Annotated in this window: 13 protein-coding genes and 1 pseudogene; 3 read left to right on the top strand and 11 right to left on the bottom strand. The window is 70.9% G+C overall.

Features of this window, described 5'->3' with window-relative positions; genetic code table 11:
• Positions 1–36 precede the first annotated feature (36 nt).
• The 8 genes from K3769_RS29350 to K3769_RS29315 form a co-directional block, all read right to left on the bottom strand.
• Positions 37–1,734 carry a proline--tRNA ligase gene (locus tag K3769_RS29350; RefSeq protein WP_267029267.1) on the bottom strand — a complete coding sequence of 566 codons (1,698 nt, stop codon included), beginning with the start codon at positions 1,732–1,734 and terminating at the stop codon, positions 37–39.
• A 92-nt stretch (positions 1,735–1,826) separates the two neighbouring features.
• Positions 1,827–2,405 (bottom strand): GNAT family N-acetyltransferase, encoded by a 579-nt coding sequence (locus tag K3769_RS29345; RefSeq protein ID WP_267029266.1) that lies wholly within the window; start codon positions 2,403–2,405, stop codon positions 1,827–1,829.
• Positions 2,406–2,560: 155 nt separating this feature from the next.
• Positions 2,561–3,409, bottom strand: coding sequence for a GNAT family N-acetyltransferase (locus K3769_RS29340; RefSeq protein WP_267031599.1), 849 nt, complete (start codon positions 3,407–3,409; stop codon positions 2,561–2,563).
• 281 nt (positions 3,410–3,690) lie between these two features.
• Positions 3,691–4,848, bottom strand: coding sequence for a flavodoxin-dependent (E)-4-hydroxy-3-methylbut-2-enyl-diphosphate synthase (ispG, locus tag K3769_RS29335; RefSeq protein WP_267029265.1), 1,158 nt, complete (start codon positions 4,846–4,848; stop codon positions 3,691–3,693).
• 167 nt (positions 4,849–5,015) lie between these two features.
• The gene (locus tag K3769_RS29330) at positions 5,016–6,320 is read right to left on the bottom strand and encodes a M50 family metallopeptidase (RefSeq protein ID WP_267029264.1); all 1,305 of its coding nucleotides are present in this window, start codon (positions 6,318–6,320) and stop codon (positions 5,016–5,018) included.
• On the bottom strand, positions 6,317–7,594 hold the full coding sequence (gene dxr / locus K3769_RS29325) for a 1-deoxy-D-xylulose-5-phosphate reductoisomerase (RefSeq protein WP_267029263.1): 1,278 nt from the start codon (positions 7,592–7,594) through the stop codon (positions 6,317–6,319). The genes K3769_RS29330 and dxr overlap by 4 nt, the downstream gene beginning before the upstream one ends.
• 161 nt (positions 7,595–7,755) lie before the next feature.
• Positions 7,756–10,503, bottom strand: coding sequence for a preprotein translocase subunit SecA (gene secA / locus K3769_RS29320; RefSeq protein ID WP_267031598.1), 2,748 nt, complete (start codon positions 10,501–10,503; stop codon positions 7,756–7,758).
• Positions 10,504–10,727: 224 nt separating this feature from the next.
• Positions 10,728–12,674 (bottom strand): acyl-CoA dehydrogenase family protein, encoded by a 1,947-nt coding sequence (locus tag K3769_RS29315; protein ID WP_372515062.1) that lies wholly within the window; start codon positions 12,672–12,674, stop codon positions 10,728–10,730.
• 354 nt (positions 12,675–13,028) lie between these two features.
• On the opposite strand from K3769_RS29315, the gene K3769_RS29310 reads away from it, so the two are divergent.
• The 3 genes and pseudogenes from K3769_RS29310 (at position 13,029) to K3769_RS29300 (ending at position 15,398) form a co-directional block, all read left to right on the top strand.
• Complete coding sequence (locus K3769_RS29310; RefSeq protein WP_267029261.1) at positions 13,029–14,042, top strand: LacI family DNA-binding transcriptional regulator; 1,014 nt, start codon at positions 13,029–13,031, stop codon at positions 14,040–14,042.
• Positions 14,043–14,077: 35 nt separating this feature from the next.
• Positions 14,078–15,097, top strand: a pseudogene (locus K3769_RS29305) (TIM-barrel domain-containing protein); the annotation flags it as partial.
• A 4-nt stretch (positions 15,098–15,101) separates the two neighbouring features.
• Positions 15,102–15,398 carry a carbohydrate-binding protein gene (locus K3769_RS29300; RefSeq protein WP_267031597.1) on the top strand — a complete coding sequence of 99 codons (297 nt, stop codon included), beginning with the start codon at positions 15,102–15,104 and terminating at the stop codon, positions 15,396–15,398.
• Positions 15,399–15,445: 47 nt separating this feature from the next.
• Here the strand turns inward: K3769_RS29300 and K3769_RS29295 are convergent, their stop codons facing one another.
• The 3 genes from K3769_RS29295 to K3769_RS29285 all read right to left on the bottom strand — a co-directional run bounded on the left by K3769_RS29295 (position 15,446) and on the right by K3769_RS29285 (position 21,386).
• Positions 15,446–16,891: an aldehyde dehydrogenase family protein gene (locus tag K3769_RS29295; protein ID WP_267029260.1), complete on the bottom strand. Its 1,446-nt coding sequence runs from the start codon at positions 16,889–16,891 to the stop codon at positions 15,446–15,448.
• A gap of 343 nt (positions 16,892–17,234) precedes the next feature.
• A complete protein-coding gene (locus K3769_RS29290) occupies positions 17,235–18,986 on the bottom strand; it encodes a PucR family transcriptional regulator (protein WP_267029259.1) in 1,752 nt (583 codons plus the stop codon).
• Positions 18,987–19,244: 258 nt separating this feature from the next.
• Complete coding sequence (locus tag K3769_RS29285) at positions 19,245–21,386, bottom strand: ATP-binding protein (RefSeq protein ID WP_267031596.1); 2,142 nt, start codon at positions 21,384–21,386, stop codon at positions 19,245–19,247.
• Between the last annotated feature and the right edge of the window lie 116 nt (positions 21,387–21,502).

Genomic DNA, 21,502 nt, shown 5'->3' with positions numbered 1-21,502 from the left:
GGGCCGCCCCTTCGGGGACGGCCCCCGCCCTGCGGGCTACTTCGCGGTGAGGCGGGCGATCGCCTCGTCCACGGTCAGCTCCTCGCGCTCACCGGTACGGCGGTCCTTCAGCTCCAGGACGCCGTCGGCCGAACGCCGGCCGGCCACCAGGATCTTCGGTACGCCGATGAGTTCGGCGTCGGTGAACTTCACACCGGGCGAGACGCCCGCGCGGTCGTCCACGAGCACCCGTACGCCCGCCGCGCCCAGCTTCTCGGAGACGTCGAGCGCCAGCTCGGTCTGCAGGGCCTTGCCCGCCGCGACGACATGGACGTCGGCCGGGGCGATCTCGGCGGGCCAGACCAGGCCCTGCTCGTCGGCGTGCTGCTCGGCGAGCGCCGCCACCGCACGCGAGACACCGATGCCGTACGAGCCCATCGTGACGCGGACCGGCTTGCCCTGCTTGCCGAGCACGTCGAGCTGGAGGGCGTCGGCGTACTTGCGGCCGAGCTGGAAGATGTGGCCGATCTCGATGGCGCGGTCCAGCTTCAGGCCCGTGCCGCAGACGGGGCAGGGGTCGCCCTCGCGCACGACGACCACGTCCACGTACTCGTCGACCTCGAAGTCACGGCCCGCGACGACGTTCTTCGCGTGCACGCCGTCCTGGTTGGCGCCGGTGATCCAGGCGGTGCCGTGGGCGACGCGCGGGTCGGCGACGTAGCGGACCTTCTCCAGTCCCTGCGGGCCGACGTAGCCGCGTACGAGGTCGTCGCGGCCCGTGAAGTCCTCGGCCGTGACCAGTTCGACGGGGGCGGGGGCGAAGTGCGCCTCCACCTTGTCCAGGTCGACCTCGCGGTCACCGGGCACGCCGACGGCCACGATCTCGCCGGCCACCTTGACCAGCAGGTTCTTCAGGGTGGCGGAGGCGGGGACCTCCAGGTACGCGGCGAGCGTCTCGATGGTCGGGGTCTCGGGGGTGGGGATCTCCTCCAGGGCGGGGACCCCGGCCGCGTCGACCGGCTTCAGCGCGTAGGTGACGGCCTCGGTGTTGGCGGCGTAGTCGCAGTTCGGACAGTCGGCGAAGGTGTCCTCGCCGGCCGCGGCCGGGGCGAGGAACTCCTCGGACCTGGAACCGCCCATGGCGCCCGCCATGGCGGCGCAGATGCGGTAGTCGAGACCCAGACGCGCGAAGATCTTCTGGTACGCCGCGCGGTGCAGGGCGTACGACTCGGCGAGACCCTCGTCCTCCGTGTCGAAGGAGTACGAGTCCTTCATCAGGAACTCGCGGCCACGCAGGATGCCGGCGCGGGGGCGGGCCTCGTCGCGGTACTTGTTCTGGATCTGGTAGAGGATCACGGGCAGGTCCTTGTAGGACGTGCACTGGTCCTTGACCAGGAGGGTGAAGATCTCCTCGTGGGTCGGGCCGAGGAGGTAGTCGCCGCCCTTGCGGTCGTTGAGGCGGAACAGCTCGGGCCCGTACTCCTCCCAGCGGCCGGTCGCCTCGTAGGGCTCCTTCGGCAGCAGGGCGGGCAGGGTGACCTCCTGGGCGCCGATGGCGTCCATCTCCTCGCGGACGACCCGCTCGACGTTGGCCAGCACCTTCTTGCCGAGCGGCAGCCAGGACCACAGGCCGGCTGCGGTCCGGCGGACGTAGCCGGCGCGCACCAGCAGCTTGTGGCTGAGCACCTCGGCGTCCGCCGGGTCGTCACGCAGTGTCTTGACCATCAAACGGGACATGCGCTGGACCTGGGCCATGGTTCTCGACTCCTGCTGCGGCGTAAGGGTGGTGCTTGGAGGTTAGCCGGGGGGCCGCCGTCGCCGGAAATCCGTTTTCGGCGACGGATCCGTCAGCGGCGTCCGAGCGGCAGGGGGGCGCCCATCACGACGTACGGCTTCGGTGCGCTGGGGAACAGGACCCGGACGACCAGGTCCTCGTAGCCGAGTGAGCGGTACAGGCCGCGGGCCGGGCTCTCCTTGTCGATCGCGGAGAGGATCGAGCGCGGTTCGGCGGCGCTGTCCGTGATCGTGGTGATCAGGGCGCGGCCGACCCCGCGGTTCTGGAAGTCGGGGTGGACGTGCAGTTCGGTGATGACGAAGGAGTCGTCCAGCCAGCCGTCGTGTCCCCGGCCGCGCAGATAGGGCTCGACGACGGTGGACCACCAGTGCGCGCGGTCGTTGGGCATGCCGTAGACGAAGCCGGCGAGCCGTCCGTCGGCGGTGGTCGCGCCGAGCGCACGGGCGCCGGGGAAGGTGAGGTGGCGGAGCACGATCTGGCGCCGTACGGCGATCTCGTCCGCGCCGAGCCCGAAGGCCACGGCCTGGACGTTCAGCGCCTCGTCGATGCGGGTGGCCAGGTCCAGGGGGCCGATGACGATGTCGTCCGGCGTGAGGGGGCCCTGACCGGGCTGACCGGGGAAGCGCAGCATGACCCGGAGACTACCTGGGGTGTCTGCACCGCGTGGGCCGGGCGGGGGTGGCTTGCCGGGTGCGGGCCGGAAGTGGCTGTTCGCGCCCGCGCGGCGGAGCCGCATGATGTCAGCGCCCCGACCCCTGACGGCGCGCCCCGGCGGCGCTGCGCCGCTCAGAACAGGACGCTCATGAACGCGCCTATCTCCTGGAAGCCGGTTCTGCGGTACGTGGCTCGGGCCGCCGTGTTGTAGTCGTTGACGTAGAGGCTGACCAGGGGGGCCACGTCCGCGAGGGCGTAGCGCAGGACCGCCGCCATGCCGGGGGCCGCGTAGCCCTGGCCGCGGTACTCGGGGGCGACCCAGACGCCCTGGATCTGGCAGGCCTGGGTGGTCGCGGCGCCGATCTCCGCCTTGAAGACGACCCGGCCGTCGCGGTCGACGCGGGCGAACGAGCGCCCGGAGCCGACGAGTTCGGCGACCCGCGCCTGGTAGAGCAGGCCTCCGTCGCCCGCGAGCGGGGAGACGCCGACCTCCTCCGTGAACATCGCCACGCAGGCCGGCATGATCGTTTCCATCTCGTCCTTGCGGATGCGACGGACGTACGGGTCCGGGGCGATGGCGGCGGGGAGGCGGTCGGCGACCATCAGGGGCTGGTGCGGCCTGACCTCACGGGCGGGGCCCCAGTTCGGTTCGAGGAGGCGCCAGAGCCGGGCGGTGGCCTCTGAGGGGCCGACGATGGAGGAGCAGCGGCGGCCGGCTCTGCGGGCGCGGTCCGCGAAGGCGCGTACGGCGCGGGGGGTGGCGCAGATCGGGACGAGGTTGGCGCCTGCGTAGCAGAGGGAGGTCAGCATGCCGTCCTCGTACCAGCCCCACATCTCGCCGCCGAGGCGCCAGGGGTCGAGGCCGGCGACCTGGACGCGGGAGGTCACGAAGGCGTTCGCCACCGGCTCGCGGTCTAGGACGGCGAGCGCGGCGTCCAGGTCGCTCGGTTCGAGGACCCTGGTGGTCGTCTGCGTCAACACGTGCGGGGCCTTCGTCATCAGGGCTGCTGATCTCCGCACTGTACCTGGCGAATATGTGGCGTGCCGACCGGTGGGGTAAGTGGGGTTCTCCTCGCCCCCGCCGCCCCTACCCTTCCCTTCACTGCATGGGGGCTGCGCCCCCTCGCCCCCCGTATCGCGCTGCGCGCTCGTCCTCAAACGCCGGACGGGCTGGAGGTTCGCGGACCGGCCGCGAATCTTTCAGCCCGTCCGGCGTTTGAGGACAAAGGGGGTTCGGGGGCAGCGCACCCGAGGCAGTGGGCTCAGCCCGCGACTGCTACCGAGGGCTCCCCGGAGGGGACTCCGTCCGCTTCCATCTGTTCGGCGATCTTCATCGCCTCTTCGATCAGCGTCTCGACGATCTTCGACTCCGGGACCGTCTTGATGACCTCGCCCTTGACGAAGATCTGGCCCTTGCCGTTGCCGGAGGCGACGCCGAGGTCGGCCTCGCGGGCCTCGCCGGGTCCGTTCACGACGCAGCCCATGACGGCGACACGGAGCGGGACCTCCATGCCGTCCAGGCCGGCCGTGACCTCCTCGGCGAGCTTGTAGACGTCGACCTGGGCGCGTCCGCAGGACGGGCAGGAGACGATCTCCAGGCGGCGCTGCTTGAGGTTCAGCGACTCCAGGATCTGCATCCCGACCTTGATCTCCTCGACCGGCGGGGCGGAGAGGGAGACCCGGATGGTGTCGCCGATGCCCTCGCTGAGCAGCGCTCCGAAGGCGACCGCCGACTTGATCGTGCCCTGGAAGGCGGGGCCCGCCTCGGTCACACCGAGGTGGAGGGGGTAGTCGCAGGCGGCGGCGAGCTGGCGGTAGGCGTTGACCATGACGACCGGGTCGTTGTGCTTGACCGAGATCTTGATGTCACGGAAGTCGTGCTCCTCGAAGAGCGACGCCTCCCAGAGCGCGGACTCGACGAGGGCCTCGGGCGTCGCCTTGCCGTACTTCTGGAGCAGGCGCTTGTCGAGGGAGCCGGCGTTGACGCCGATGCGGATCGGGGTGCCGTGGTCCTTCGCGGCCCGCGCGATCTCCTTGACCTGGTCGTCGAACTGCTTGATGTTGCCGGGGTTCACGCGCACCGCGGCGCAGCCGGCGTCGATCGCCGCGAACACGTACTTCGGCTGGAAGTGGATGTCGGCGATGACCGGGATCTGCGACTTTTTGGCGATGGTGGCGAGCGCGTCGGCGTCGTCCTGTGTGGGGCACGCCACCCGCACGATCTGGCAGCCGGACGCGGTCAGCTCGGCGATCTGCTGAAGCGTGGCGCCGATGTCCGACGTACGCGTGGTCGTCATCGACTGGACCGAGACGGGTGCGTCTCCACCCACCGCCACGGTCCCGACCTGGATCTTCCGGCTCTTGCGGCGCTCGGCGAGCCTGGTCGGAACGTCCGGCATGCCGAGTGAAATCGCGGTCATCTGCTGTGCAACCCCAAGGTAAGGATTCGGTCGGTCCCGAAAGCTGACGGGCTCCAGTCATCGAGATTACGGCACCCTCGAAGCCGGAAGCACATTCCCCGAACAGGACCACCCGATGGAGGACGGCCGGACACACACCGTGTCCGGCCGCCGCAAACTCCGTGTGGCTACGAGATTCTGACCGGATTGACCACGTCCGCGATCAGCACCAGGATCGTGAAGCAGATGAAGATTCCGGCCACCACGTACGCGACGGGCATCAGCTTCGCCACGTCGAAGGGGCCGGGGTCCGGGCGGCGCAGCACCTTCGCGGCGTTGCGCCGCAGCGACTCCCACAGGGCGCCCGCGATGTGCCCGCCGTCGAGCGGCAGCAGCGGGAGCATGTTGAACAGGAACAGGGAGAGGTTGAAGCCCGCGACGAGGAACAGCATCATCGCGATCTGGTTCTCCGGCGGGATGTCCAGGGTGAAGACCTCGCCGCCGACGCGCGCCGCGCCGACCACGCCCATCGGGGAGTCGGGCTCGCGCGGGCCGTCGCCGAAGGCCGCGTCCCACAGGGCGGGCACCTTGGACGGCAGGTTGAGCAGCGACTCGACGCCGTTCTGCATCATGTCGCCCATGCGGTCCACGGACTGTCCGAAGGACTGCTGGACGATGCCGGAGGCGGGCGTGAAGCCGAGGAAGCCCGCGTACACGTACTTGCCCTCGACGTAGCCGCCCTGGCCGTCGGTCTTGCTGACCTGGTTGCGGATGAGGTGGGCGGTGAGGTCGAGCTGCTTGCCGTCGCGCTCGACGGTCAGGGTGACGTCCTTGCCGGGGTTGGCGCGGATGTCGGACTGGAGGGCGGACCAGTCGGTGACCTTCTCGCCGTTGAACGCGAGGATCTTGTCGCCGCCCTTGAGCCCGGCGGCCTTGGCGGGCGCGGCCGTGTCGCTCTTCTGGCACTCGGAGCGGGACTCGCTCTGCTCGATGACGCAGTCGGAGACCTTGCCGACCGTGGTGGTCTGGGTCTGGACGCCGAAGGTCATCATCACGCCGAGGAAGATCGCGACGGCGAGGATCAGGTTCATGAAGGGTCCGGCGAACATCACGATCACGCGCTTCCACGGCTTGCGCGTGTAGAAGAGCCGGTTCTCGTCACCCGGCTGCAGTTCCTCGAAGGACTGTGCCCTGGCGTCCTCGATCATGCCGCGCCACGGGGAGGTCGAGCGGGCCTCGATACGGCCGTCGGGGCCGGGCGGGAACATCCCGATCATGCGGATGTAGCCGCCGAGCGGGATCGCCTTGACCCCGTACTCGGTGTCGCCCTTCTTGCGCGAGAAGATCGTCGGGCCGAAGCCGACCATGTACTGCGGCACGCGGATGCCGAAGAGCTTGGCCGTGGAGAGATGCCCCAGCTCGTGCCAGGCGATCGAGAAGAGCAGGCCGACCGCGAAGACGACTATGCCGAGGATCATCATCAGGGTCGTCATGCACGAGCCTCCGCCGTGGTCTTGGTCGTCGTCCGAGCCGCTGTCTTCGCTGTCAGTTCACGGGCCCGGGCGCGGGCCCAGGTCTCCGCTTCGAGGACGTCCGCCACGGTGAGCGGGGTTCCCGTACGGGGGGTGCCGTGCTCGGCGACGACCTCCGTGACGGTCTCCATGATCCCGTTGAACGGCAGTGTGCCGTTCAGGAACGCGTCCACGCATTCTTCGTTGGCCGCATTGAACACCGCGGGAGCCGTGCCCGCGAGCTCCCCGACGTGCCGGGCGAGCCCCACCGACGGAAACGCGTCGTTGTCGAGAGGGAAGAACTCCCAGCTCGACGCCTTCGACCAGTCGAAGGCGGGCGCCGCGTCGGGGACGCGCTGCGGCCAGCCCAGTCCGATGGCGATCGGCCCTCCCATGTCGGGGGGCGTCGCCTGGGCCATCGTCGAACCGTCCGTGAACTCCACCATCGAGTGGACATACGACTGCGGGTGCACGACCACCTCAATGCGATCGAAGGGAATGTCGTAGAGGAGGTGTGCCTCGATGACTTCGAGGCCCTTGTTGACGAGGGTCGCGGAGTTGACGGTGATGACCGGGCCCATGGCCCAGGTGGGGTGCGCGAGGGCGTCCTCGGGGGCGACATCGGCCAGCTCGGCCTTCGTACGTCCTCTGAAGGGGCCGCCGGAGGCGGTGACGACGAGCTTGCGTACGTCGGCCCTGGTGCCCGAGGCGAGCGCCTGGAAGAGGGCCGCGTGCTCGGAGTCGACGGGGATGATCTGGCCCGGCGCGGCCAGCGCCTTCACCAGGGGGCCGCCGACGATGAGCGACTCCTTGTTGGCGAGCGCGAGGGTGCGGCCCGCCTCCAGGGCGGCGAGGGTGGGGGCGAGGCCGATCGAGCCGGTGATGCCGTTCAGGACGGTGTGTGCCGGGGAGGCGGCGAGCTGTGTGGCCGCGTCCGCTCCGGCGAGCAGCTCGGGAAGGGGCTCCCCGGGCCCGTACCGTGCGGAAAGGGCCTCGCGCAGGGCCGGTACGGCGTCCTCACGGGCCACGGCGACGGCCTCGACGCGGAGCCGGTGCGCCTGCTCCGCCAGCAGCTCCACCCGCCCGCCTGCCGCGGAGAGCCCGGTCACCCGGAACCGGTCGGGGTTGCGGAGCACGAGGTCGATGGCCTGGGTGCCGATCGACCCGGTGGAGCCGAGGATCACGACGTCCCGGCTCCCGTCCACGGGATCGAAGACGAGATGCGGATCGGCGAGGGGGGTTGGACTGTCGCTCATCCCCCCATTGTTGCCGCAACGCCGCAGGGACGGGGACAGCGGAGCCCTGTTAGGGGCGCGGGCGCCTTTTCGGGGGCGCGGGGAACCGCGCGGTCCGCCCTCTCCGGACCCGCGTCCACATCCGCATTCGGGCCCGCGCCCGTCCGCACGGCTCCGTGCCCCTACCTCTTGCGCTTCCTGCGGCTGCGTCCCCTGCCCGCCCGCGGCGAACGGGGTTTCACGCCGGCCGCCTTCTCCGCCGGGGGCACCGGCACGGCGTCGGTGGGCTCGAAGTCGCCCTCGACGACCCCCTCCGCCGTGTCCAGCGTGGGCGCGCTGAAGTGCAGGCCGTCGGTACGCCGCCCGGCCTCCAGGTCCTCCTGGCCGGCGGACCGGCCGGCCGCGTCCAGGTTGAAGACGTATCCGACGGACTCCTCCTTGATGGCGTCGTTCATCGCGACGAACATGTCGTAGCCCTCGCGCTCGTACTCGACGATCGGCTCCCGGCCGAGGGTCCACCGCAGTCCGATGCCGTCCCGCAGGTAGTCCATCTCGTACAGGTGCTCGCGCCATTTGCGGTCCAGGACCGACAGCACCACGAGGCGTTCCAGGTCGCGCAGGGCGTCCGCGCCCAGTTCGGTCTCGCGCTCCGCGTAGCGGGCGTGGATGTCCTCGATGACGGCGTCGGCGATCGAGTCCGCGGTGAGCTCGGAGCGGTCGCCCGCGGCCTCCTCCAGGTCGTCGACGGTGAACCCGACCGGATACAGCTGCTCGAAGGCGACCCAGAGCCGGTCCAGGTCCCACTCCTCGGAGAAGCCGTCGGCGGTCTCCACGGCCACGTAGGCGCGGATGGTGTCGTCCATGAAGTGGAGGATCTGTTCCCGCAGGTCCTCCCCGGCCAGCACCCGGCGGCGTTCCGCGTAGATGAGGGTGCGCTGGCGGTTGAGCACCTCGTCGAACTTGAGCACGTCCTTGCGGGACTCGAAGTGCTGCTGCTCCAGCTGCGACTGTGCGGAGGCGATCGCGCGCGTGACCATCTTGTTCTCGATGGGGACGTCGTCGGGGACGTTCGCCATGGACATCACGCGTTCCACGACCTGGGCGCGGAACAGCCGCATCAGGTCGTCCTCCAGGGACAGGTAGAAGCGGGAGGCGCCGGGGTCGCCCTGGCGGCCGGAGCGTCCGCGCAGCTGGTTGTCGATGCGGCGCGACTCGTGGCGCTCGGTGCCCAGCACGTAGAGCCCGCCGAGGTCCTTCACCTCGTCGTGCTCGGCGGCGACCGACTCCTTGACGCGCTCCAGGGTCCGGCGGTGTTCGTCCCGGTACTCGTCCGGGCTCCCCTCGGCGTCCAGGCCCCGCCGGTCCAGCTCGGCGAGCGCCATGGCCTCCGGGTTGCCGCCGAGCATGATGTCGGTGCCGCGGCCCGCCATGTTGGTGGCCACGGTGACCGCGCCCCGGCGGCCGGCCTGGGCCACGATCTGTGCCTCGCGCTGGTGGTTCTTCGCGTTCAGCACCTCGTGCCGTATGCCGCGTTTCTTCAGCCGGGCGGCGAGGATCTCGGACTTCTCGACGGAGGTGGTGCCGACGAGGACCGGCTGGCCCCTGTCGTGCCTGGCGGCGATGTCGTCGAGGATCGCGGTGTACTTGGCGTCGACGGTCCGGTAGATCTGGTCGGGGTCGTCGGCGCGGGCCATCGGCCGGTTGGTGGGGATCGGCACCACGTGGAGTTTGTAGATCTGGTGGAACTCGGCGGCCTCGGTCATGGCGGTGCCGGTCATTCCGCCGAGTTTTCCGTAGAGCCGGAAGAAGTTCTGCAGGGTGATCGTGGCGAGGGTCTGGTTCTCGTCCTTGACCGTCACCGCCTCTTTCGCCTCGATGGCCTGGTGCAGGCCCTCGTTGTAACGGCGTCCGGCGAGAATGCGGCCGGTGTGCTCGTCGACGATGAGGACCTCGCCGTTCACGACGACGTAGTCCTTGTCGCGCTTGAAGTGTTCCTTGGCCTTGAGCGCGTTGTTCAGATGGCCGATGAGGGACGTGTGGTCGGACTCGTAGAGGCTGTCGATGCCGAGCTGGTCCTGGAGGAATTCCACTCCGCGGTCGAGGATCGCCACGGTGCGTTTCTTCGGGTCGTACTCGTAGTCGTGCGTGGCGCGCAGCCCGGCGAGGCGGTCCTTGTCGGCCGGAGTGGTGAAGTTCTCGTCCTGTACGGCGACTCCGCGCATCCGGGTGACCATCCCGGCGAACGCCTCGTACCAGTGCGTGGGCTGGTCGGCCGGGCCGGAGATGATCAGCGGGGTCCTGGCCTCGTCGATGAGGATCGAGTCGGCCTCGTCGACGATGGCGAAGTGGTGGCCGCGCTGGACGAGTTCGTCCTTCGACCAGGCCATGTTGTCGCGCAGGTAGTCGAAGCCGAACTCGGTGTTGGTGCCGTAGGTGATGTCGCAGGCGTACTGCTCGCGCCGCTCGGCCGGGGTCGACTGGGTCTTGATGACGCCGACGGTCAGCCCGAGGAAGCGGTAGGCGCGGCCCATCCAGTCGGCGTCGCGCTGGGCGAGGTAGTCGTTGACGGTGACGAGGTGGACTCCCTTGCCGGTCAGGGCGTTCAGATAGACGGGCAGGGTGGCGACCAAGGTCTTGCCCTCGCCGGTCTGCATCTCGGCGATGTTGCCGAGGTGCAGGGCCGCGCCGCCCATGAGCTGTACGTCGAAGTGGCGCATCCCCAGCGTGCGGCGGGCAGCCTCGCGCATGGTGGCGAAGGCCTCCGGCAGGAGGTCGTCGAGGCTTTCGCCGGCCTCGTACCGTTCCTTGAACTCGGGGGTGAGTGCCTGGAGCTCCTCGTCGGTGAGTTGCTCGAAGTCGCTTTCCAGGGAGCTCACCTGGTCGGCGATGCGTTGGAGCCTGCGGAGGATTCTGCCCTCGCCGGCGCGCATTATTCTGCCGGTGATGTTGTCGAGACCTGATACCGGCACTGGGACGACCCCCTGAGACGGAATTCACTGATTCGGATCTGCCGGCTCCTCCTCCACGGGCCCCGTACCCCTGGAAGGGCGCATGAAGTGCCCCCGCCCGCCAGTCCTGTCATTGTTGACGCACGGCTTTCGTGCGGCAAGCAGCAGAATGACGGCGGGGGCAGCAGTGAATTCCTGGGAAAAGGTCAGCGGATGGGGCGGTGGACGTTCTCCCTTTCGGATGTTCCGGGTGTCGCGTCGGCGATCCAGGGGCCGTCGCCGGACAGGTCGACGATTCCGTTCTCCAGCCAGGTGTAGGCGCCGCCGAGGACGCCCTCGACGACCTTGCGGTCGACGTCGTCGGTGTTGGACCACAGGCGGCCGAAGAGTTCTTCCACGCGTAGGCGGGACTGACAGCAGAAGGCGTCCGCGAGCTGGTACGCCTCGCGGCCGTGGGCCTCCGTGGTGCGCAGGAGTTCGGCGCGGACGCAGACGGCGCTCATCGCGAACAGTTCGGCGCCGATGTCGACGATCCGGCCGAGGAAGCCCTGCTTGGTCTCCATCCGGCCCTGCCAGCGGGACATGGCGTAGAAGGTGGAGCGGGCGAGCTTGCGGGCCGAGCGTTCCACGTACCGCAGATGGCCGGAGAGGTCGACGTGTCCGGCCGGGTGGAAGTCCTTGTACGCGCGCGGGAGTTGTCCAGGGCCCGCGACCAGCTTCGGGAACCACTTGGCGTAGAAGACCCCGGCGTTCGCGCCCGCCTTCGCCTTGTCGGTCAGGGACTTGTCGGGGTCGATGAGGTCACCGGCAACGGAGAGATGGGCGTCGACGGCCTCGCGGGCGATCAGGAGGTGCATGATCTCCGTCGAGCCCTCAAAGATGCGGTTGATGCGCAGATCGCGCAGTATCTGTTCGGCGGGTACGGCCCGTTCGCCGCGGGCGGCGAGCGAGTCGGCGGTCTCGAAGCCGCGACCGCCGCGGATCTGGACCAGCTCGTCGGCCATCAGCCAGGCCATCTCGGAGCCGAACAGCTTGGCGAGCGCGGCCTCGATGCGGATGTCGTTGCGGTCCTCGTCGGCCATCTGGGACGACAGGTCGAGGACGGCCTCCAGGGCGAACGTGGTCGCCGCGATGAAGGAGATCTTCGCGCCCACGGCCTCGTGGTGGGCCACCGGCTTGCCCCACTGCTCCCGCACGGCCGACCACTCGCGGGCGATCTTCAGACACCACTTGCCGGCGCCCACGCACATCGCGGGCAGCGAGAGGCGTCCGGTGTTGAGGGTGGTCAGGGCGATCTTGAGCCCGGCCCCCTCCGCCCCGATGCGGTTCGCGGCGGGCACCCGGACCCGGTGGAAGCGGGTGACGCCGTTCTCCAGGCCGCGCAGCCCCATGAACGCGTTGCGGTTCTCGACGGTGACGCCCTCCGAGGCCGCCTCCACGACGAAGGCGGTGATGCCGCCCTTGTGCCCCTCGGACTTCGGCACGCGCGCCATCACGACGAGCAGATCGGCGACCACGCCGTTGGTCGTCCAGAGCTTCACCCCGTCGAGGACGTAGTTGTCCCCCTCCGGTACCGCACTGGTGGCGAGCCGCGCCGGGTCGGACCCCACGTCCGGCTCGGTGAGCAGGAAGGCGGAGATGTCGGTACGGGCGAGGCGCGGCAGGAAGGTGTCCTTCTGCTCCTGCGTGCCGAAGAGCTTCAGCGGCTGCGGTACGCCGATCGACTGATGCGCGGAGAACAGGGCGCCGAGCGCCGGGTTGGCCGAACCGATCAGGGCCAGCGCCTTGTTGTAGTAGACCTGCGTGAGACCGAGGCCGCCGTACTTCGTGTCGATCTTCATCCCGAGGGCGCCGAGCTCCTTGAGCCCGTTGATCACCTCGTCGGGGATGCGGGCCTCCCGCTCGATGAGCGCGGAGTCGACCTTGGTCTCGCAGAAGTCGTGCAGCTTGGCGAGGAACTGCTCACCGCGCCGGGCGTCCTCGTCCGGGGGCATCGGGTGGGGGTGGATCAGGTCGAGCCGGAAGCGGCCGAGGAACAGCTCCTTGGCGAAGCTGGGTTTGCGCCAGTCCTGCTCCCGCGCGGCCTCGGCGACCTGGCGGGCCTCCCGTTCGGAGACAGCGGGCTGATGGGGTGTTGCGGACAAGAGGCTCACCTCGCCGCGAATAGGGATCTTGGTCCGGTACGTTACTCACCGGTGCTACTCGCTCGTATGTACCCGATAACGCCCCGGTCCACCAGCCCTCGCGCAGCAACGGGGACGCGGGGCAGGCCCGCAGGGCCGCCCCGAAAGGGGCGCGGGGAACTGCGCGCTCACCCCCGACCGACCCGCACCCGCCGAACACCCCCGCCCTCACTCCGGTGAGCACCCCGGCCGACCGACGGAGTCGAAGCGCTTCGACAACCTATGGACACCCACCGGCCACCAAGCTACTGTCAAACCACCGTCAGTGACCCCGTCAGCACCACGCTTTAGTCGAAGCGCTTCACACAGAACCTGGAGACCCGGATGGTCACCCTCGCCGAGGTCGCCCAGCACGCCGGAGTCTCGGCGAGCACGGTGAGCTACGTCCTCAGCGGCAAGCGGTCCATCTCCGCGGGCACCCGGCAGCGGGTCGAGGAGAGCATCCAGGTGCTCGGCTACCACCCCAACGCGGGAGCCCGGGCGCTGGCAAGCAACCGGTCCAACATCATCGCGCTGATGATCCCGCTCCGCACGGACATGTACGTACCCGTGATGATGGAGATCGCCATCGCGGTGACGACCGCGGCGCGCTCGCACGGGTACGACGTGCTGCTGCTCACCGGCGAGGAGGGCCCCGACGCCGTACGCAGGATCACCGGGAGCGGGCTCGCCGACGCGATGATCCTGATGGACGTCGAGCTGGACGACGAGCGGCTGCCGCTGCTGCGCGGCACCGAGCAGCCGTCCGTCCTCATCGGGCTGCCCGCCGACACCAGCGGTCTGACCTGCGTGGACCTCGACTTCGGCGCGACGGGAGCACTGTGCGCCGAACATCTCGCGATGCTCGGCCACCGTGACATCGCTGTCATCGGCGAGGCGCCCGCGGTCTACGAACGGCACACGGGGTTCGCCGAGCGCACGCTCGACGGGCTCAGGTCCCGCTCCCGCGAGCTGGGCCTGCGGGTGCTGCACCGCCCGTGCGAGGGCGGCTTCGACGCGATGTCCCTGACCCTGGCCCGGGTCTTCGACGAACGCCCCGGCACCACGGGCTTCGTCGTGCAGAACGAGTCCGCGGTCGAGCCGCTGCTCGCGCTGCTGCGCCGGCAGGGCCGGGCCGTGCCCGAGGACGTCTCGGTGGTCGCGATCTGCCCGGACCAGGTCGCCGTCCAGGCCTCGGTGCGGCTGACCTCGGTCGCCATCCCCGCCCAGGAGATGGGCCGTAACGCGGTGGAGCAGCTGATCGCCAAGCTGGCGGGGCACGGCGCGCACGACGTCGTGCTCATCGCGCCCGAGCTGACGGTCCGGGCGAGCACGGGCCCGGCCCCGTCCGCTCCCTGACCGGCCTCCCACCGCCCGCCACAGGAGCACCCCGCATGAATCAGCACGGGTCCGCGAGTCTCGCCCAGTCCTCGCCCACCATCGGCACGTTCCGTGAACGCGGTGGCGCGCTGGAGTGGAGCGGCCGGCAGGAGACCGTACGCGTCGAGCCGTGGGGCCCGGACGCCGTACGGGTGCGGGCCAGGCTGGGCGGTCCCGTCCTGGAGGGCCTGCCCGCCGCCGTGCTCGACGAGCCGCCCGCCAGCGGGGCGACCGTCGAGATCGAGGACGGCCGGGGCCTGCTGACCGTCGGTGCGCTGACGGTCGAGGTGGACGCCGAGGGACTGATCCGTTTCGTCCGGACCGGGGACGGCGCCGAACTCCTCACCGAGGAGCGCGCCCACTTCTGGTGGCCGGGGCCGCGTCTCTACACCCCCGTGGGCAACGGTCACCACCGCCTGGAGCAGCGCTTCGCCGCGTACGAGGGCGAGAAGCTGTACGGGCTCGGGCAGCACCAGCACGGGCTGCTCGACCAGAAGGGTGCCGTCCTCGACCTGGTCCAGCGCAACGCCGAGGTGACCATCCCGGTCCTCACCTCCAGCCGCGGCTACACCCTGCTGTGGAACAGCCCGGCGATCGGCCGGGTCGAGCTGGCGCACAACGGCACGCGGTGGGTGGCGGACTCGGCCCGGCAGATCGACTACTGGATCACGGCGGGCGATCCGGCCGACGCGCAGCGCCGCTACAGCGCGGTGACCGGCCGTACGCCGATGCTGCCCGACTGGGCGGCGGGCTTCTGGCAGTGCAAGCTGCGCTACCGCACCCAGGACGAACTCCTGGGCGTGGCACGGGAGTACAAGCGCCGGGGCCTGCCCATCGACGTCATCGTCTGCGACTTCTTCCACTGGACGCACCTGGGCGACTGGAAGTTCGACCCGGCGGAGTGGCCCGACCCGGCGGGTATGCGGCGGGAGCTGGCGGAACTGGGCATCAGGCTCGTCGTGTCCGTCTGGCCGTCCGTCTCCCCGCTCTCCGAGAACCATCAACTGATGGAGCAGCACGGCTGGTTCGTCGGCCGAACTGGTCTACCGGGCCTGCGACTTCGGCTCAGGCGCCCCGGGCACCCGTTCCGGTGCCTCTTCCGGCACCCGCTCGGTCACGGTCGAGGTGTCGGGGGAGGGAACCCTCGAACTGGCCCTGGACGACGGCGAGATGATCGCCCACCTGGACATCGCCCCGACGGCGGGCCCGTACGCCTACGCCTCCGTCACCACCCCGTTCGACGCCTCCGGAGTGCACGACCTGCGCATCGAGCTGCGCGGCCCGCTGCGGCTCGCACACGTCGGCTTCGCCGGGCCCCTTCCCCCGGGTCGATGACGCGGACCCGGGGGGGCGGGATCGCCCCTCACGAAGCCGGCTCACTCTCAGAGAGCGAGCCCCGTGAGGACCATGACGCGCTCGTACGTGTAGTCGTCCATGGCGAACCGCACGCCTTCGCGTCCGACTCCGGACTCCTTGACCCCGCCGTACGGCATCTGGTCGGCGCGGTAGGAGGGAACGTCGCCGATCACCACACCGCCCACCTCAAGCGCCCGGTGGGCCCGGAAGGCGGCCTGCAGGTCGTGGGTGAACACCCCTGCCTGGAGCCCGTACTTGGACGCGTTGACGGCGGCGAAGGCGGCGGCCTCACCGTCCACCTTCTGCACGGTGAGGACGGGCCCGAAGACCTCCTCGCAGGAGATCGTCACATCGGCCGGTACGCCCGCCAGTACGGTCGGCGCGTACGAGGCACCGTCACGCTTGCCGCCCGTGAGCAGTTCGGCCCCGGCCGCGACGGCCTCGTCGACCCACGACTCGACACGCTTCGCGGCGTCCTCGCTGACCAGCGGACCGACGTCGGTCGCGTCGTCGGACGGGTCGCCGGTCACCTGGGCCTGGACCGCCGCGACGATCCGGGGCAGCAGCCGGTCGTACACCGACGCGTCCGCGATCACTCGCTGCACGGAAATGCAGGACTGGCCGCCCTGGTAGTTGCTGAAGGTCGCGATGCGGGTGGCGGCCCGGTCGAGGTCCTCGTCGCTCGCCCAGTCGGCGAGCACGACGGCCGCGCCGTTGCCGCCGAGCTCCAGAGTGAGGTGCTTGCGCGGTACGGAGTCCATGATCGCGTAGCCGACCTTGTCGGACCCCGTGAACGAGATGACGGGCAGCCGCTCGTCCTGCACCAGCGCGGGCATCTTGTCGTTGGCCACCGGCAGCACCGACCAGGAGCCGGCCGGCAGGTCCGTCTCGGCCAGCAGCTCGCCGATGACCAGGCCGCTGAGCGGGGTCGCGGGGGCGGGCTTCAGGATGATGGGCGTGCCCGCCGCGATGGCCGGGGCGATCTTGTGGGCGCACAGGTTGAGCGGGAAGTTGAAGGGGGCGATGCCGAGCACGACGCCCTTCGGGAAGCGCCGGGTGAGGGCGAGCCGGCCCTGGCCCCCCGCGTCGGTGTCCAGCCGCTGGGCCTCGCCGCCGTTGAACCGGCGGGCCTCCTCGGCGGCGAAGCGGAACACGGACACGGCCCGGCCGACCTCGCCGCGGGCCCACTTGAGCGGCTTGCCGTTCTCGGCGGAGATGAGCCGGGCGATCTCCTCGGTCCGCTCCACGAGCCGCTTGCTCACATGGTCGAGGGCGGCGGCCCGTACGTGGGCGGGGGTGGCGGCGAACTCGTCGCGCACGGCGTGGGCGGCGGCGACGGCCTCCTCGACCTGCGCGTCACTGGGCACAGCGACCCTGCCGACGAGGCGCCCGTCCCAGGGCGAGGTGACATCGAAGGTGCCCTCACCGGTGGCCTGGCGCCCGGCAAGCCAGAAGGCGTGGGTGGAAGTCATGAGGTCCCGGCCCTTCCATAAGTAGGTCAACAGCTGGACGCTCCCACGGTAGGCCCGCCACCCCCGGGCCCCACTTGTCCAGGGAGGAGCACTACTCCCCCAACATGGCTCCACTTCGTAAGACACCGCTCAGGGGCCACTCACCTAGGGGCGCGGCGAACGGCGCAATCTTTTGTCCTTTGGGGCGCGCGGAACGGCGCAATCTTTTTGGGGCGCGGGGAACGGCGCAGTCCTTTAGGGGCGGGGGGAACGGCGCAATCTTTTGTCCGTTGGGGCGCGGGGAACGGCGCAAAACCCCAGCCCTCACTCACCCGCACCCGTCAAAGAGCACAACAGGAACCGCCTACTCCCCCGCGGACGCAGCCCCAGCCGCAGACGGAGTCGCAGACGCAGACGCAGTGGCAGTGGCAGTCGCCTTCAACGCCAGCCACAACTCCATCCGCACATCCGGATCATCGAGAGACCGCCCAAGGATCTCCTCGACCCTCCGCATTCGGTACCGCAACGTATGCCGATGCACCCCCAGATCCGCCGCCGCCGCATCCCACTGCCCGTGCCGCGACAACCACGCCCGCAGCGAGGCGACCAGATCCCCCCGCCCGGTCGCGTCGTGCTCGTGCAACGCCCGCAGCAGCCCGTCCGCGAACGCCCGCACCGCGTCGTCGGCCAGCAACGGCACCACGGACCCCGTGGCCACGTCCTCGTGCTCGACCAGCACCCGCCCCCGTCGGCGGGCGACGGACAGCGCCTGCTCGGCCTGCTTGTAGGCGGCCCCGGCGGCGACAGGGCCGGCGGGCGCGGACACGCCCACGACCAGCTCGTCCTCGTCGGTCCCCTGCTCGGAACCGCTCCGCGCGATACCGACGGTGTGCGCGTACCGCGTGCAGGCGGTGACCACCGCACCGCCGTCCGCCGCGAGCACCACGAGCCGCCGTTCCCCGTCGGGCACGACCAGCACGGCCTCACCGGACCGGGCCGCCGCGGCCTCCGCCACCTCGACGAACCCGCCCACGAGATCGCCGCCGGCCTCGGCGAGCACGGCCGAGGCCGCCTCGACACCGGCCGCGTCGGCCTCGTCGTCGGCACCGCCCCTGGCCCGCGCGCGCCCGGCGGACGCGGACGCAGCCTCGGCGAGCATCATCCGGTAGGGCGCGTCGAGCAGCCCGCCGTACAGGTCCCCGGCGACCCCGCGGGCATGATCGGACTGCCCGGCGAGCAGCATGCGCAGCACGGCGGCGCCGATCCGCTGCTCGGCGGCGTACAGCGAACGGGACCGTTCCGTGACGAGGGTCAGCAGGGCGATCGCGGAGTGCACGGCGTACCGCTCGGCCGTGCCCAGCGCGGACGCGGTCCCGACGGCGAGCGCGCCACGGGCGCGGCGGCCGGTTCCCAGCGAGTGCAGCTCGATCCGGTCCTCGCCGTCCGTACCGTCAGCGCCCTCCGCGCCGTCGGCGGGCTCTCCGCCGACGACGGAGCTGGCCGGCGCGGGCCGGTCGCGCAGCCGCTCCACGTCCTCGGTGATCCGGGCGGCCCGACGGCCCGCCCACTCCGGGGCGGTGGCGACGACGGCGCCCGAGGCGTCGTACAGCGCGGCCCAGCCGTCGACCTGCGAGGCGAGCGCGGACAGCAGCCCTTCGGGTCCGTCGCTCAGGGCCTGTCTGGTCAGTTCGCGCTGGGCGGCGAAGCCGGCGGTCACCGCCCGGTACTGATCGGCGGCGATGGCCGCGGAGACGGCCTTGCTGATGGCGAGGAAGGGGGTGCGCCGGGGGACCTCGAGCAGAGGCAGGCCCTCTTCCGTCGCCGCGCCGACGAGGGCGTCGGGGATCTCCTGGTAGTGCACGCCGACGGCGAAGCCGAGCCCGGCCACCCCGGCCCCGACCAGCCGCTTCACGTACCGGCGCATGGCGTCGGCGTCCTCGGCGTCCAGCTTGAGCGCCGTGATGAGGAGGAGCTCCCCGCCCTCCATGTAGGGCACGGGGTCGGCGAGCTCGCTGGCGTGCACCCAGCGCACGGGGGTGTCCAGCCGTTCCCTGCCCGCGCGCACGGTGAGCTTGAGCGCCGAGTGATGGACGAGCGAGGCGAGCGTGGGTGGCATGGGGCCTTCAGGTCTTCGGGTCTTGAGGTATTCGGGTCTTCGGGTGTTGAGGTATTGGGGTCTTCGGGTCTTCGCAGGTTCTTGGACGTCGCGGACGAGGTGGTGAGGCGGAGGTGATCTTTTGGCCGCCGTGTATGAACGGCCTATACCGATTCTGCCTCACCGTACGGTCGACCCGTGACCATATGTCCAGACGTCCTGCCGGACGCGCCCACGCACACCCCTCAGGAACCCCGCAGCCCCCTCACCTACCGCCGCTCAGGCTCCCGGGTTCCGCAGATCCACCAGGAGCGGGGGCGCGTGCTCCCCGCGCACGCTGGTGAGGGAGAGCACCGCGTGCCCCGGCGGCACCGCGTGCGCCAGTTCGGACGCCGACCACCGTTCCCGTTCGACCTGGCGCACGGTCACGGCCCGGGCGGTGGGCGCGTTGCCGGTGATCACCCGGCGCAGCATGTGGACGGCCTTCCCGGCCGGTGTCTCCGCGATGATCTGCCGGTCGGTGACGTCCCGTGCCTCGATCCACTCCTTGCCCCAGACCTCGGCGAAGTCCTGCCCGTCCCACGGGGTGAGCCCGGACAGCGCCACCCGGCACCCGATCGCGCCGAGGAGCGGCGAGCGCAGTGGGCGGGGCGCGTCGTCGAGGGTGCGCAGGGTCATCACGACGCCGGCGTTGGCGGACCGCAGCCGCTGGAGCCCCCGTACGGCCTCGGGGGTGACGACACCGGTGGCGTCGTCGAGGACGAGGCAGGCGAACAGGGACCGGTCCTCGCGGACCGCGACGCTGGCCGCGAACTGGGCGAGCACGAGCCGCGACAGGATCCGTGAGGCGTCCGCGTGCCCGCGCTGGGGCAGGTCGATCCGTACCCGTACGGGGTGGTCCAGTGCGCGCAGCGAGAAGGGCCGGGTCTGTCCGGAGGTGTCGAAGAAGCCGGCGAAGGCGGGCCGGTCGAGGAGCGCCACCCGGTCCGCGAGCACGCCGCCCAGGTCGCCGGGCTGCCCCAACTGCCTTTCCCGTGCGTCGAGTTCCCGGAGGAGGGACTCCTGGCCGCCGTCGGTGAGCGCCTTGCGGAGCGCTCCGAGGGGGCCGGGCGCGCCGTCGAGGAGCTGCCGCAGTTCGGGTACGGAGGGGAAGCGTCCGTGGACGGCCCGGTACGGCCCGAGCAGTTGGGCGAGCACGGTGGTGGACCGCCGGCTGTCCCCGCTGGGGTGCGGATCGGCGAGATCACCGACTAGCGCCTCGGCGAGCACGGCCGCGGCCTCGTCCGGGTCGGTGGTGCCGCCGTACAGATCGAGGTCGTACACGGATTCGGTGTTGCCCACCCGCACCACGACGTCGTACGCGTCCACCGGGCCGAGACCCGCTCCCGCGGCCCCGACGACGACCACGGCGGCCCGGCCGGCGAGCGCGTGCAGGCACAGCGACTCGACGAGCGGCCAGACGACACCGCTGGTCTTGCCGGATCCGGCGGGCCCGACGGCGAGCAGCGAGGTCCCCAGCAGCTCGGGGCCGAGCGCGAGGCCGGTGCCGCGGTAGGCGTACGGGTTGCGCGGATCGTCGGCGGTCGTGCCGAGGCGCACCTGGCCCGTGACGAGGTCGTGCCGCGCGAGCCGGCCCGGCAGGTCCCGATCCCCGGAGGGGTGCGGACAGGCGGCGGCGCCCTCCCTCAGCACGGCGCCGGTGAAGGTGGCGAGGCTGTGCCGCCCGCTGCGCACGCCCTGCCAGGCGCGGGTGATCCGGGCGTGATCGACATCGCGCATCAGCCCGGCCCGAGCGTCGGCCCCGAGCCGGTCGGCGGCGTCGGGGGCACCGGCGGCGCGCAGGACGTTCCACTGGGCGGGGTCTTCTTCGGGGGCGGGTGTGGTCGGACCCGCCGGGGGTGACACGACTCGGCGCAGTACAGGAACGATGTACCGGCGCCACACCTCGGACCAACGGCCGAGGCGCCCGGCTCCCATCATGATCCCGAAAGCGACCAGTCCGTAGTAGATCCTCGAAGCGATATCGCCCATCACGGCGTCGTCATGGTTCTCGGGAACCTTCCACTCCTGCGGAGTGAGGACGTAATAGGGCCACAACCAGTACCCGCCGAGGTAACGGTTGGAGATAAGTGACCAGAGGAGCCAGCCCAGCAAGAAGGCGATGAATGCCCCGCTCAGCAGCTGCCGTGCCGGAGTCTCCTCCGGCTCCACCTCCGGCCGCGGCCGATGCCCGAACCGCCACACGCCCGGGGCCGCCTCGGGCCGGGGCGTCCGCAGCCAGGTGAGGAAGGCGGACCCGTCCGGCCGCGGCGGCCCGCCGGGTGCCTGCGTGGGCCGCGGCGGCACCCGGGGCGGCCCGGCCGGCCGCGGCACACGATCGGCGTGCGTGCCCCGTGCGTCGTGCGTGCCGTCGCTGTCCATCGCCTCTGCCACCCCTGACCAGCCGCTCCGTACGTGGTTGCGAGTCAATCTAACGCCCTCGCAAGGGGAGTTCACCGCTTACCCGGCCGGGTGTGCGACGAGACGCACCCCGCCCC

The sequence above is a fragment of the Streptomyces ortus genome, assembly GCF_026341275.1.
Taxonomy (GTDB): domain Bacteria; phylum Actinomycetota; class Actinomycetes; order Streptomycetales; family Streptomycetaceae; genus Streptomyces; species Streptomyces ortus.
Note: the sequence above shows the minus strand (reverse complement) of the source record. Positions and strands in the feature narration are given on the sequence as shown.